Origin of the sequence: Marinobacter sp. ANT_B65, from assembly GCF_002407605.1 — a bacterium.
Lineage (GTDB): Bacteria > Pseudomonadota > Gammaproteobacteria > Pseudomonadales > Oleiphilaceae > Marinobacter.
This window is the reverse complement of the sequence record NZ_NXGV01000002.1, coordinates 615,313-629,002: the sequence shown is the minus strand read 5'-3', so window position 1 is coordinate 629,002 and position 13,690 is coordinate 615,313. Positions and strand designations below refer to the sequence as shown.

Here is a 13,690-nt window from a genome sequence, read left to right as displayed (position 1 = left end):
CTCGATCAAAGCGTGTTTTGGGCGTTACGGATAATCTGCTTGGCAATAACCAGTTGCTGGATCTGCGAAGTGCCTTCGTACAAACGGAACAGCCGCACGTCCCGGTAAAAGCGCTCGACGCAGTACTCACTGATATAACCAGCACCACCGTGAATCTGCACGGCGCGATCGGCAACCCTGCCTACCATTTCGGTGCAGTAGAGTTTGCAGCTGGCTGCATTCAGGGAAACCGACTCACCGGCGTCGTAGGAACCTGCTGTTGCTTCCACCATACATTTGCCGGCGTAGTATTCTGTCTGACTATCGGCAAGCATTGCCTGTACCAGCTGGAAGTTGCTGATTTCAGTTCCAAACTGCTTGCGCTGAGTGGCGTAGTTAACACTCTCATCGATCAGACGCTTGGCGGTACCAACACTCAGGGCACTGATATGCAGACGCCCCCGGTCCAGTACCTTCATCGCTGTTTTAAAACCCTGACCTTCCTTACCGCCGATCAGCGCATCCGCCGGCACCCGCACGTTTTCAAAAATAACATCACAGGTGTGCGCCCCTTTCTGCCCCATCTTCTTGTCGGGTTTACCCAACGAAATGCCTGGCAGAGTCGCATCAACCAGGAATGCAGACACTCCCCGGCCACCTTCTTCACGGGTGCCGGTTCTCGCCATCACGGTGAACACACCCGCACGAGGAGCATTGGTGATAAAGCGCTTGCTACCATTGATAATGTAGTCATCGCCATCGCGACGGGCACTGGTCATAACCGAACCGGCATCGGAACCGGCATCGGCTTCTGTGAGCGCAAACGAACCAATCAACTCACCAGTGGCCAGCCTGGGCAGGTACCTGGCTTTCTGCTCCGGGGTGCCATCAATCACAATACCCTGGGAGCCAATACCAACGTTGGTGCCGAACATGGAGCGGAACACCGGTGAGGTGTATCCCATTTCCTGGATAATGGCGACTTCTTCCGACATGCTCAGACCCAGCCCGCCGAATTCTTCGGGAATGGACAAACCGAACAGGCCCATTTCCTTCATTTCATCAATCACTTCTTCAGGTATGCGATCTTCTTCCGCAACCTGCATCTCCAGAGGTACGAGGCGATCCCGCACATAGCGGCGCACGCTATCGATGAATTGGTTCAGAGTTTCTTGATCAAGCGCCATTGCGGCCTCCACACATATTGCGAGTTAACGAAAACTGCCCATCAAAGCGACAGTGACATATTGAAAATAAATACCCGGAAAGGACGGCTGTAACGGTCAGGGCGAAACCAGCACTACGGCTGCGCACAGACAACAGCTGGGTCCGGGAAAATACGAATAAGACAGGTTCCAGCCGCAAGTGGCCGTCCGCGCGTCATAGCCAGTAAAGCGCTCGAACAGTGCGGCGTTTGCTGAACAGGGAATGCTACCCAATCTCGTAACAACGGCAATGCCGAAAAGGACTCCGGCCAGACAGGGCCCCATAAGCAACGCACTGATTAAGATGGCACCATATTGCAAGCTTAGAAAAATGAGGGAAGCAAGATACCATTTCAAAAAAAATGCCACTATATATACTTTGCATACGTCCCATTCAATTTTTATATGGCAATATGTCGCCCTGATTGCTCAGCAGTGCCAACCAGAACCAATAGCCGCTCGGTACGAGAACCCCCTATGTCATTCCAGCTAAAGATCGACCTGCGCCAGCTCAATACATTTATGACGATTACAGAGACCGGGAGTTTCAGTCGCGCTTCAGAAAAACTGTTCGTCGCTCAGCCAGCTCTTAGCCGACAAATTCGCTTGATGGAAGAATCCCTTAACGCTGAGGTGTTTGTTCGCCATGGCCGTGGCGTTGTGCTGACCGCCGCAGGCGAAGTGCTTTACGAAAAAACTTTAGCGATTTTTCAGGACCTGGAGCGTGCTCAGGCTGCAGTGGCCGCCACAGCAGGCGAAGTCACCGGACAAATTATACTGGGCATGCTACCCACCGCATCTAACGCATTTTCCGGCAGCATTATCAGCGAATTTCGCCGAAAATACCCCCGAGTCAGACTATCAATCAAATCCGCCATGAGCGGCACCTTGCAGCAGTTGGTGTCGCAGCACCGGGTGGACCTGGCGGTCACCTATAATCACAGCAAGCACCGACATGTCCAGTACTCACCATTAATCGAGGAACGCTTTTTCCTGATCGCTCCTCCTACGGACAAACTCGCCAGACGCCGGAGCATCTCTCTGGAAGAAGTGCTTGAGTTGCCCCTGGTTATGCCGGAAGAAAAGCACGGCCTGCGAGAACTCATGGAAAAAGAAGCTGTAAAACACCAGAAGAAACTCCAGTTAGCTATAGAGGTCAACGCCTGGCCACTGTTAACCGACCTGATAAAGCGTGGGCTGGGCTATACCGTGCTGTCATACGCGTCGGTGTATGAAATGGTGATGCGCAAGGAAGTCGTAGCCATTCCAATTGACACCCCCGAGCTTCACCGGTCGCTGGCCATTGCAATACCGCGTGATCTACCCCCTTCTCTTGCTACCCTGAAGCTCGCCGAAATCATCATGAGCCAGGTGACGCTTCAGGTTGCAGATGGTCTCTGGGAGGGACGCCCTCTGTTTGGAGAAAACACTTTAAGCTGCATTAGCGCACCAACCGACTACGGTCTTGCAGAGGTCTGACATACATAAACTGCCAACCGGTACAGGCTGGTATAACATTCGGGTATAACCGCAATACAATCTAGGTAATTGTCCGCATGATTTCACACTGATAATTTCTGCCGCCCGCGAGATCCGGGTGGTGGATAATCATGTCATGGCGTGCCCCCACTCTGCGGCAACATAAAACACAACGTTGACAAAGGCACCAACGATGACCAAGAACAAACTGTCCTCCTCAATACAACTATTTTCCGGCGTTCTTATTCTTGGCCTGGCCAACTCCGCAAGCGCATTACAGATCGAAACGGACGAAGCCAGGATTGACATCTACGGCTACGCCCGGTTGAACGCATCTTACGATATCAACGAAGATATCAGCAGAAGCAGTGGCACCCGGTCCGGTGACTTTAGCCAGATCAACACAGGCGCCGCAGAAAACAGTGAAGCCTCCGGTTACTTCGGCGCCGACGCCGTTCAATCCCGCCTGGGAGTTCGCACCAGCTTGGCCAATGGCGTTATGGTTAACATTGAAGGCGATTTCAGGGGCGGCACAAACGGTGGCCAACTCCGGCTGCGGCATGCGTATGGCCAATACGGCAACTGGCTGATGGGCCGCACCTGGTCCAACTACAACAGCTTTGTTGGCAACACTTCCGTATTGGAAATGGACGGTGTTGCAGGTAACGCGGGCCTCTATAACCGAACCGCCCAGGTGCGCTACATCCAGGGCAACTTCACCTTTGCCGCGGAAAGTCCAAAACCCAAAATCCTTGACCAGACCACCAAGAACGGCCTGCCTACACTCACCGCCCGCTACGAGAATAAAGCCGGTGCACTGAAGTTTTCCTCTGCCGCCCTGATCCAGGAGGTCGGATACGACACCGGCATCAACGACGATTCAGCTATCGGTTTCGCAGTCTTCGGTGCAGCCAAATTCCAGGTGACAGATACCTTGAGCATTCAGGGTAACGTCAACTATACGGATGGAGCTAACAGCTACCTTTGGCGCTCTGGTACAAACTACTATGGCGAAGACGCCTACCTGAAAGGAAACAACGTAGAAACTATCGTTGGCTATAGCGCCAATCTGGGCACAACCATAAAAGTTGGACCAGGATCCCTCAGCGCCGTCTATGGTATGACGACTATGGATTGGGACGATGCACAGGACGACGGCTTGGCCGTAGGCAACCAGCACGAACGCAACACAAATGCCTTCCTGACCTACAAATGGGCACCCATAAAAAGCGTTGTGTTCGGCGTAGAGTACGGTCGTTACGAAGTGAAGAAAATAAACGGTGACGAGGGTGATGCCAATCGCCTGATGTTCGCAGCACAGTACAACTTCTAGAACACCGCCTACGTCTTTCCCATGCCAGGGGCAACCCCGGCAGCACATTCAGTGCTGCCGGGGCAATCTTTGTCACTCCGTACTCAGCAAATCTGTGGCCTTTCGAGCCTTCAAAAACCGGCCCATATCAGCCACAGGCAATGGCCGGCATAGCAGATAACCCTGAAGCTGATCACACCCTTCTTCGGCCAGCCGGGCCGCCTGTTCCGGGGTTTCTACGCCCTCAGCTGTAGAGCGGAGACCCAGGCTTTTTGCTATAAACAGAACAGCAGATACGATGGCCGCATCCTTGGGATCCACAAGCATGTCCCGCACAAAGCTTTTATCAATTTTGAGTTTGCCTATTGGCAACTCCTGCAAAAGGCTCAGGGACGAGTATCCGGTGCCAAAGTCATCCAGTGAAATTGTCACACCCTTTTGGCGTAGTGCATCCAGTTCGGCAATAACTTCCGGCCTGATTTTCATCAGAGCGGTTTCGGTAATTTCCAGCTCCAGTTGCCAGGGGGCCAGGCTGTTATGTTCCAATACTTCACCGACAATTGTGAACAGGTCCTGGCGTTGCAACTGTATGGCGGAGACATTGACAGAAACACAGGCATCGCTGAGCCCGGCAGCCTGCCAGATGGACAATTGACGTCCCGCCTCCCGCAGGACCCATTCTCCAATCGGCAGAATCAAACCGCTATCCTCAGCAATAGGGATGAACCTGTCCGGAGGAATAATTCCCTCCAACGGATCATTCCAGCGCAGAAGGGCCTCCAACCCGACTATTTTACCTGTCTTTGCCTCCACCAACGGCTGATAGTAGAGCTCCAGTTCGCTGTTTTCTATGGCACGTCTCAGCCTGCCCTCCAGCGAAATATGGTCGAACACTGCAAGGTTGTATGAAGCGGAATAGAACTGGAAATTGTTACGCCCCTGTTCCTTTGCCTGATACATAGCGGCATCAGCACGCTTGATCAGATCATCCACCCCGGTACCATCATCAGGAAACAACGAGATTCCAATACTGGTGCTGCTATATATCTCCTGATCATCAAAATGGAATGGTGCCTTCATGATATCCAGAATACGGGCAGCAACCCTGGCCGCATCCTGAGCCCCATCGATCCTGGGTAAAAGTACGACAAACTCATCGCCACCCAGTCGAGCGAGAATATGCGAGGTATTTTGAAGTTCTTCCTGAAAGATGAAATCTTCTGCCCGTAAAACCGAGCTGAGACGCGCTGCCATCTCTTTAAGAAGCTGGTCTCCCACCTGATGACCCAGGGTGTCATTAACCCGTTTGAAGTTATCCAGATCGAGGAACAACACCGCCATTTTGGCGTCTGTTTTTTGGGCAAGAGAGATCATACGGCGTAGATTCTCATGCGCCCGGAACCGGTTAGGTAACCCAGTCAGGCTGTCGTGGTATGCCAGCTGTTCCACCTTGACGCGTGAACTTTCCAGATTGCCCGCCATTTCCTGAAAACTTCGTGCCAGCTGGCCCAGTTCGTCTTTGCTCGGCAACGCCATTTCCGGGGCCAGGTTTCCACGGCCGATCTCGCGAACCGCCCCCATCAATTGTTTCAATGGACGAACCATAAGGGCATTCATGGCCATCAACAGCGAGATAATCATCAGCACTACGGTGCCCAGTATGATCCAGGCGACAATACTTCCCAGCCTCTGACTTTCTTCCAGCAACTCCCATTCCGGCAATACGCCGATCAACATCAGTCCTTCGTGCAAGCGGCGGGTTGCCAGCAGACTCTCTGCCTCTTGAAAAAAAGCAGGCATAAGCTGTTCACGCGCTCCTGTACCCATAATCTTTCTCAACAGCGACGCCGGTATATGCTGACCCAGTCGGGACGGGTCACGATGAAAAAGAACCCTGCCGCTTTCATCGACGATCAGCGTATGGCCGTTTTCGCCTATCCGGCTGGAGGCTACCTGTTCCGCCATAAAATCCAGCCCCATAGTAACGACCAGATAACCTCGCAACGTTGGCTTGCCGTTAAGGGGATCCTGAGTAACCGGATCAATCAACCGGACAGGTTGCGCAACCTGCAGAGATATCGCATGACTATCAGGGGGAGTGGAAACCCGGACAAATGCCTCACCCTTATGACGGCTGAGTTCCTGAAAGAAGGGAGTATCGCCTTCTTCTTCAGTAGCGTTCGGAATTGGTATCAAGGTGGCACGAGCATCCTCGTAGCCATCCGGCAGCAGGAAACGAATTTCGGTATAACCAGGGTAGGCGTGCAGATAGCTGGAAAACAACTTCAGCAGGGAAGGCAGCACTAATACATACCGCTCTTCATCATCTTCCGTCAGCGCATACGCGCGCATCAGCGAGGCATCCGCAAATAATCTGGCGTTCGCTTCTGCAACACTCTGGTGCATCTGAAAGCTGCGCGCCATCTGATCCATTAATGCTGTCATCTGGCTGGAACTGCGCTCTACCGCGCTTGAGCGCAACTGGTCATAGGCCAGCCACCCCAGAATCATCAGCGGAATCACAGCTAAAGGAACGACAACTAAAAGAACCTTGGCATGAAGGCGCATAAGGTATTTCAGTCTCAGTCGACAAGTCGCGAAAAGATCGCAGCCCGGCGTTTTTGCGCCCGGGGAGGTAAACGACCATAGGCTTCCGAATTGTCCAGTGCCTCCCCGGTCGGATAGATTACCGGATCATTCATGAACTCAGCCGGCAGCAATGCTTCTGCAGACAGATTGGGCGTGGCATAGTGGGTAAACTGCGCCAACCGTGCAGCGATCTCCGGCTCATTGAGGAAATCAATGAAACGTTTGGCATCTGCCTTTCTGGGGGAGGCGCTCAGTACACTCAGATAGTCCGTCCAGATGTTGCCACCCTCTTTCGGAAGCACAAACGCAATGTTGTCGCTATGCTGCTGCAGCATCCGCATGTCCCCGTTATACATCATGCTCATGACAACCTGACCTGTCAGCAGGGCAGAATCCGCGCCAATGGATATATAACGATAGGTCTTGACCGCAGGAGCCTGTGCTTGCAGCAGCGCCTCTGCCTCTTGCATCGCCTTCTCATCAGTAATGTTGAGAGAGTACCCCAGCGCTTTGAGAGCCGTGCCGATCAAATCCGCACTATCTCCAATCATGCTGATTTTCCCGTGAAGCTCTTCTGCCGGCCGCAACAGGTCCATCCAGCTTGAAACGGTGAAAGGGACAAGATCTTTACGATAAACAATGCCCAGCGTCCCCCAGAAGTAAGGCACACCATAGCTTCTGGCCCCCTCAAAGGCGGTACGCCAGCGTGGATCAATGTGCTTCAGATTAGGGATGCTCGACTCATCAACAGGGGCAAGCCAACCACGCTTGGCCAGGATCCGGATCGAAGCGCCGTTAACAAGAGCCAGATCGAACCCTTTTCCTTCGGTCTCGAGCAGTATCTCCCCCCGGGCCGAATCAGAGTCGAAATATCTTTGTTTGACGCTGATGCCTGTGCGTTGTTCGAACTCCACCAGAACATCCGGATCCATGTAATTTGCCCAGTTAAGGAGCACCAACTCTTTGGGCTCAGAGGCTTGGGCAAAAACGGCAGTAAAGAGCAGAACAAATGTCACGACGATTGTTTTATCAAAAAACATAATTTATCCATCAATTACAGCCGACAAGCCAGCTTTCATTATCCAAGCAGGATTCATACCACTCTGAATACAGGGGTTGCCCCTTTACCAACGCTGAACCTGACTCCACCCGCCATAAAACCGGAACCCAGGTCACAACCAAGTAACAATCGCGAAACATTCGATCACTAGACTTTCGGTCGCGCTACCCCCTTTATTGACCGCAGGACATGAACCGAATGAATCCAATATTTCCGAAAATGGCTCTGGCTGCGAGTATTATTACTCTCGCAGGATGCAATGGTGGTTCCGGCTCGTCATCGACAGACGAAGCCGCTGCCCCATCAGCGGAAAGCCACTTCAGTGTTTTACCCTATGTCCAGAACCCTTCTTCTACCGCCATAACAGTCAGCTGGTTCAGTGATTCAGCCGAGCCCGGCACGATTTCTGTCGACGGTATAGGTTCCTTTACATCCGAATCCGGGCTGGCAGAAGCGCTGACCTATGGCACGTCAGAAATAGACTATATCCATGGCGACTCAAACTTCGGCGAAACACACCCGGGTGTTGTGGGTGGCGAAGCTCCGGCTCCCAGCTACAAGCACTACGCCAGAATCACGAGACTTGCCCCAGGCACTTCCTACAACTATTCCGTTGAGCAACCGGGAGCAAGCATTTTTTCGTCAACATTCAGCACAACCCCTATCCTGGGAAGCCGTGAGCCTGTCAGGTTTATTACTATGTCAGACATGGAGACAGAGCCTGAGTCAACGCAAAAAACCGTCCGGTGGACCGCCAGTGCCCTTGCTATCGGGGGAGATAAACTCGGAACAGATCCTGATACCTACACCCGTCAGTATCCGGTTGACCAGACAACCGGATATAAAGCAAATCTGGTCTATGCAACTGAACGAAATCCGGATTTCTGGGTGATTGCAGGCGACCTCGTTGAAAAAGGCGGCCGCCAGCTGGACTGGGACGAGTTCTGGCGACACAGCGCTGGTGAATGGGGCACCCTGGCGTCTACCACGCCTATATTCCCGGCCCTGGGTAATCACGAGAACTACTGGCACCCCGATGCGCCCGGATACAATTCAGAAGCCTCCATGCTGTCCTACGACAAATGGAATACCTATTGGGATCTTCCGACAAACTATGCAACCGATGAGCGTTATGAGAAACGCTTCTACCGCGTTGATTATGGCCCTGTAACCCTCATCACCCTCGATTCATCAAATGGTAACGACGCAGATCCAAGTCAGGATACCAACCTGTATATTGACGGCGTTGAGTCGCGAGTCCCCGACTTCAACCCTGGAAGCGAACAGTGGAACTGGGCAATACGCGAACTCGCGAATGCCCAGGCACAGGGCCAGATCATTTTCGTCCAGTTCCATCACACCTCATTTGGCACAGGTGTTCACAGCCTGCCCTCGGGTTCTGCCGGTATCGCTAACGGAGAAGATAGCCAGTCCGGTATGCCGATGCGGGTATATCAGGACCTGTTCGAACGCTACGGTGTAACAGCCGTACTCTCCGGACACGACGAACTGGTGGAATATGTGAGCATCAATGGTGTGAGCTACTGGGATGTCGGCTTTGCCGGTGATGGTCTCCGGGGCCCGGGCTACCCACCGACAACGGACTATGTGCCATTTGACCTCTTGCCAGCGGAAGCCCAGGAAACCCACTGGAGCGCCCATGGCGATGCTCCGGAAATCTGGAACGGCAACCAGCTTATTGATGGTGGCAAGCACTACGGATTTCTTGAAGTTGATGTCCGCCCTTCCGGCGACTACAACTATGAAGTCATCATGACGCCACGCTATGTATTCCCGCTAACAGATGAGGCCGGTAGTCCGACTGGAGTATTCGAACACCGGCAATACAACAATGTGGTTCGGGTTATCGTGGAGCGCTAGTTTTCCAGAAAACCCGTCAGGCGTTGGCGCACAATGGTTTCAGCTTCGGCCATGATATTCCGGATCAGCTCGTCGCAGGTCGGGATATCATGAATCAGCCCCGCCACCATGCCGCAACTCCAGGCTGCCTCGTCCATTTTTCCTTCCTGAAGCACGAGGCGGCCTTTGGCACCGGTTACCAGATGACGAATGTCATCAATGGTTTCGGCTTCGCCTTTCTCTTTTTCAATGCGGATAATTTCCTTTACGGCAGCGTTGTTCAGAACCCTTTCCGTGTTGCGCAGGTTGCGCATGATGAGCCTTGTCTGCAGCTCATCAGCCTCTACAATCGCCTGTTTGACGTTGTCGTGAATGGGGGCATCCTTGGTGGCAAGAAACCGGGTTCCCATATTCATGCCTTCTGCACCCAGCGCCATGGCCGCCACCAGGCTACGGCCATCCGCCATACCGCCAGAGGCAACAAACGGGATTTTCAGTTCTTCCGCTGCCCGGGGCAACAGAATAAAGTTTGGAATGTCGTCTTCACCGGGGTGGCCCGCACATTCAAAACCATCAACACTGACCGCGTCACAGCCAATCCGCTCTGCTTTCAGGGCATGACGTACTGATGTGCATTTGTGAATCACTTTAATGCCAGCGGCCTTCAGCTGAGGCATGTACTTTTCCGGACTGCGACCAGCCGTTTCAACAGCCTTCACACCACCCGCAATGATCGCATCGATATACTCAGGATAAGGCGGTGTACTGAAAGAAGGCAGAAAGGTGAGGTTCACGCCAAACGGCTTGTCTGTCATCTCATGGCACCGGGCAATCTCCCGCGCCAGATCCTCCGGCGTGGGCTGGGTAAGCCCTGTAATGATACCCAGGCCACCGGCATTGGAGACGGCTGATGCCAGTTCGGCATAGCCAACATGGTGCATGCCTCCCTGAATGATCGGGTGGCGGATACCAAACATCTCGGTGATTCTGGTCTTCATGATCGTTTTCCTGTTTCGTCACTTAAATAAAAGCAAAAGTGTTCGTTAGGGCGCCAGGTGTCTAGAACTGATCCTCAAGGATCTCCAGAGCTGTTGTATCAACAGCTTTTAACAGTTCTGCAGAACTCACCACGCCGGGCAGTTCGTACCGGGCAAAATACTCGCAGGCTTTGATCTTACCTTCATAAAACGCCGGCGTCTGTTCACCTTTTCCAGCCAGACCCACTACGGCTTTGAGGCCCTGACGAAGCCATATCCAGCCAACAACAACGTGACCAAAGGCATCCAGATACAGAGTCGCATTCGCCAGCGCCTTCTCTTTGTCTCCCCTGGCTTTCTCTTCGTTGATAACGTCTGTAGCTTCAGATATTGCCGCAACCGCCTGTTCAAGACGGTCCGCAGAATCTGCAAGCCGGGGTTCCTGCCTGGCATCAGCAATGGCGGATTCAATCCGTCGCATCAATTCCTGATAAAACTCACCACCAGCCATTGAGACCTTGCGGCCCAGCAGGTCAATGCCCTGAATACCATGAGTGCCTTCGTGGATCGGGTTCAGGCGGTTATCCCGGTAGAATTGTTCCACCGGATATTCCCGGGTGTAGCCATAACCACCATGCACCTGAATCGCGAGGCTGTTGGCCTCAAGACAATAGCGTGCAGGCCAGGATTTGATGACAGGCGTTAGCAGATCAAGCAATCCGGCGGCCAGGTTGCGCTGCGCATCGGTCGCTGCAAATTTTTTCTCGTCCACCAGCATAGCGCCCTGCAGACACAGGGCCAGCCCGCCTTCCACATAGGCCTTCTGGGCCAGCAACATGCGGCGAATATCCCCGTGCCGGATCAGTGGCACCTGGGGGGCAGCCGGATCTTTTTCTCCGATCGGCCTGCCCTGATTACGCTCCCGCGCATACTCCAGCGCATGCAGGTAACCAGTGTAGCCGAGCATGACAGAGCCAAGACCAACTCCGACCCGGGCTTCATTCATCATGTGGAACATGGCCGCCAGCCCCTTGTTGGGCTCACCCACCAGGTAACCGACCGCTCCGCCTTTTTCACCAAAGTTGAGCATCGTAGAAGTGGTGCCCCGGTATCCCATCTTGTGAATCAGGCCCGCCAGCGCAACATCATTCCGCTCGCCAAGACTGCCATCATCATTCACCAGGATTTTAGGAACCAGAAACAGGGATATGCCCTTAACGCCTGAAGGCGCATCAGGTAAACGGGCGAGTACCATGTGAATGATATTTTCACTCAGCTCGTGGTCACCGCCAGAGATAAAAATCTTGTTACCGAACAGGCGGTAGGTGCCATCAGGGCGAGGCTCTGCGCGCGTGCGCAGATCGCCCAGGGATGAGCCTGAATGGGGCTCGGTCAAACACATGGTGCCAAAAAACCGGCCAGCCATCATCGGCTCAGCGAACCGGGACTGCTGTTCCTTCGAGCCCTGAACCATAATCAGATTGGCTGCTGCGATAGTCAGCCCGGCATAACCCTGGGTGCCAACATTCGCTCCCTTCAGCATTCCTACACACATCTGAGTCACGGCCGCCGGCAACTGCATGCCACCACGCTCGTAGTCCTGGCCAGCCGCCATCAACCCGGTGTCCTTCAACACGCCCAGGGCCTTTTTAACTTCCGGGCGCATTTCCACCCGACCGTTCTCGAAACGAGGCTCTTCCTCGTCAACCAGACGCGCATGAGGCGCGAACTCCTCAGCCGCAACCTTCAGCGCCAGATCAAGCGCAGCCTGAAGCGTTTCCCGGCTGTGATCAGAGTAGCGTTCAAAACCGAGACACTGCTCCACATCGTGGAGTTCAAAGAGCTGGAATGCCAGATCCTGCGGGTTGATGATCTTTTGCTGCACGTTTTGACACCTTTGCTATCGCTTATTGTTTTTGACACCGGGTTGTCAGGATCTGACTGTGATCAGATCACCTCAAACAGACCTGCGGCACCCTGGCCACCGCCAATACACATGGTGACCACAACGTATTTAGCACCACGACGCTTACCTTCAATCAAGGCATGCCCCGTGAGGCGGGATCCGGTAACACCATAAGGGTGACCAACAGCGATGGAGCCACCGTTCACGTTAAGCTTCTCCATGGGAATACCAAGACGGTCGCGGCAATACACCACCTGTGAAGCAAAAGCTTCGTTCAGCTCCCACAGATCAATATCGTCCATGGTCAGACCATTGCGCTCAAGCAGGCGGGGAATGGCAAACACCGGCCCGATACCCATCTCATCCGGCTCACACCCTGCCACGGCAAAACCACGGAAGATGCCCATAGGCTCGATGTTGTTTTTCTCGGCATAAGTGCTGTTCATCACCGTACAGACAGAGGCGCCGTCAGATAACTGGCTGGCATTACCTGCAGTGACAAAATTGCCTTCGCCACGCACCGCATTCAGCCCCTGCAGGCCTTCAAGCGTGGTATTCGGGCGGTTGCACTCATCCTGGGTAAGAGTGACATCCTTCTGACTCACTTCGCCGGTTTCCTTGTCCTTCACCAGCATCGTTGCATCAAATGGGACGATCTCATCATCAAACCGGCCGGCTTGCTGTGCAGCAGCCGTACGCTGCTGGGAAATCAATGCATACTCATCCTGAGCCTCACGACTGACGCCATAGCGCTGGGCTACGATATCCGCCGTTTCAATCATCGAAAGGTACAGCTCAGGCTTGTTCTTCATCAGCCACTCATTCGCGGCGTGATAGCTGTTGAGCTTATCGTTCTGCACCAGAGAGATAGACTCCACACCACCCGCCACCATTACGGGCACCTTCTCGGAGACCACACGCTGCGACGCAATAGCAATCGACTGCAAACCGGAACTGCAAAAACGGTTAATCGACAAGCCAGCCGTAGTCACCGGCAGACCCGCACGAATCGCAGCCAGGCGGGCCATGTTCTTGCCCTGTGCGCCTTCGTGAAAAGTAGCGCCGAGAATCACATCCTCAACAATCGCAGGATCAATACCTGCACGGGCAACCGCGTGTTTAATCACGTGCCCGGCCAGATCCACACTGTGAGTATTATTCAAAGCGCCGCGGTATGATTTCCCTAGAGCTGTACGTGCGGTAGATACAATAACTGCGTCTGACATAAGAGTTACCTTAAAATTAAAATAGGTTGCCTGCCCCTCAATCGGGATAGAGCAGAGATACAAATCAAGCGTTCAGATCGGCTGGGTGCGGGTGGTC

9 protein-coding genes are annotated in these 13,690 nt (G+C 53.5%); 3 read left to right on the top strand and 6 right to left on the bottom strand.

From position 1 onward, the window contains the following. Window positions 1-5: 5 nt before the first annotated feature. On the bottom strand, window positions 6-1,166 hold the full coding sequence (locus tag CPA50_RS12980) for an acyl-CoA dehydrogenase family protein (RefSeq protein ID WP_096782927.1): 1,161 nt from the start codon (window positions 1,164-1,166) through the stop codon (window positions 6-8). Between the two features lie 495 nt (window positions 1,167-1,661). Between CPA50_RS12980 and CPA50_RS12975 the strand changes: the two genes are divergently transcribed. Both CPA50_RS12975 and CPA50_RS12970 read left to right on the top strand, forming a co-directional pair. Continuing rightward, window positions 1,662-2,663 (top strand): LysR family transcriptional regulator, encoded by a 1,002-nt coding sequence (locus CPA50_RS12975; protein ID WP_179397219.1) that lies wholly within the window; start codon window positions 1,662-1,664, stop codon window positions 2,661-2,663. 193 nt (window positions 2,664-2,856) lie between these two features. Beyond that, on the top strand, window positions 2,857-3,996 hold the full coding sequence (locus CPA50_RS12970; protein ID WP_179397218.1) for a DcaP family trimeric outer membrane transporter: 1,140 nt from the start codon (window positions 2,857-2,859) through the stop codon (window positions 3,994-3,996). Window positions 3,997-4,068: 72 nt separating this feature from the next. Here the strand turns inward: CPA50_RS12970 and CPA50_RS12965 are convergent, their stop codons facing one another. Further along, window positions 4,069-6,543 carry a putative bifunctional diguanylate cyclase/phosphodiesterase gene (locus CPA50_RS12965; RefSeq protein ID WP_096782925.1) on the bottom strand — a complete coding sequence of 825 codons (2,475 nt, stop codon included), beginning with the start codon at window positions 6,541-6,543 and terminating at the stop codon, window positions 4,069-4,071. 14 nt (window positions 6,544-6,557) lie between these two features. Next, window positions 6,558-7,604 carry a spermidine/putrescine ABC transporter substrate-binding protein gene (locus CPA50_RS12960; RefSeq protein ID WP_096782924.1) on the bottom strand — a complete coding sequence of 349 codons (1,047 nt, stop codon included), beginning with the start codon at window positions 7,602-7,604 and terminating at the stop codon, window positions 6,558-6,560. Window positions 7,605-7,822: 218 nt separating this feature from the next. Here CPA50_RS12960 and CPA50_RS12955 point away from each other — a divergent pair, with 218 nt between their 5' ends. Continuing rightward, a complete protein-coding gene (locus CPA50_RS12955; protein WP_096782923.1) occupies window positions 7,823-9,505 on the top strand; it encodes a metallophosphoesterase family protein in 1,683 nt (560 codons plus the stop codon). Here CPA50_RS12955 and CPA50_RS12950 read toward each other — a convergent pair. The 3 genes from CPA50_RS12950 to CPA50_RS12940 all read right to left on the bottom strand — a co-directional run bounded on the left by CPA50_RS12950 (window position 9,502) and on the right by CPA50_RS12940 (window position 13,593). Then, window positions 9,502-10,482: an NAD(P)H-dependent flavin oxidoreductase gene (locus CPA50_RS12950; protein ID WP_096782922.1), complete on the bottom strand. Its 981-nt coding sequence runs from the start codon at window positions 10,480-10,482 to the stop codon at window positions 9,502-9,504. The two genes, CPA50_RS12955 and CPA50_RS12950, sit on opposite strands and share 4 nt — an antisense overlap. 61 nt (window positions 10,483-10,543) lie before the next feature. Then, window positions 10,544-12,346: an acyl-CoA dehydrogenase gene (locus tag CPA50_RS12945; RefSeq protein WP_096782921.1), complete on the bottom strand. Its 1,803-nt coding sequence runs from the start codon at window positions 12,344-12,346 to the stop codon at window positions 10,544-10,546. A gap of 62 nt (window positions 12,347-12,408) precedes the next feature. Further along, window positions 12,409-13,593 (bottom strand): acetyl-CoA C-acyltransferase, encoded by a 1,185-nt coding sequence (locus tag CPA50_RS12940; protein WP_096782920.1) that lies wholly within the window; start codon window positions 13,591-13,593, stop codon window positions 12,409-12,411. Window positions 13,594-13,690 lie beyond the last annotated feature (97 nt).

Excerpts from the sequence above, each read along its gene's own strand:
- CPA50_RS12980 (WP_096782927.1), bottom strand. The coding sequence starts at position 1,166 with ATGGCGCTTGATCAAGAAACTCTGAACCAATTCATCGATAGCGTGCGC.
- CPA50_RS12975 (WP_179397219.1), top strand. The coding sequence starts at position 1,662 with ATGTCATTCCAGCTAAAGATCGACCTGCGCCAGCTCAATACATTTATG.
- CPA50_RS12970 (WP_179397218.1), top strand. The coding sequence starts at position 2,857 with ATGACCAAGAACAAACTGTCCTCCTCAATACAACTATTTTCCGGCGTT.
- CPA50_RS12965 (WP_096782925.1), bottom strand. The coding sequence starts at position 6,543 with ATGCGCCTTCATGCCAAGGTTCTTTTAGTTGTCGTTCCTTTAGCTGTG.
- CPA50_RS12960 (WP_096782924.1), bottom strand. The coding sequence starts at position 7,604 with ATGTTTTTTGATAAAACAATCGTCGTGACATTTGTTCTGCTCTTTACT.
- CPA50_RS12955 (WP_096782923.1), top strand. The coding sequence starts at position 7,823 with ATGAATCCAATATTTCCGAAAATGGCTCTGGCTGCGAGTATTATTACT.
- CPA50_RS12950 (WP_096782922.1), bottom strand. The coding sequence starts at position 10,482 with ATGAAGACCAGAATCACCGAGATGTTTGGTATCCGCCACCCGATCATT.
- CPA50_RS12940 (WP_096782920.1), bottom strand. The coding sequence starts at position 13,593 with ATGTCAGACGCAGTTATTGTATCTACCGCACGTACAGCTCTAGGGAAA.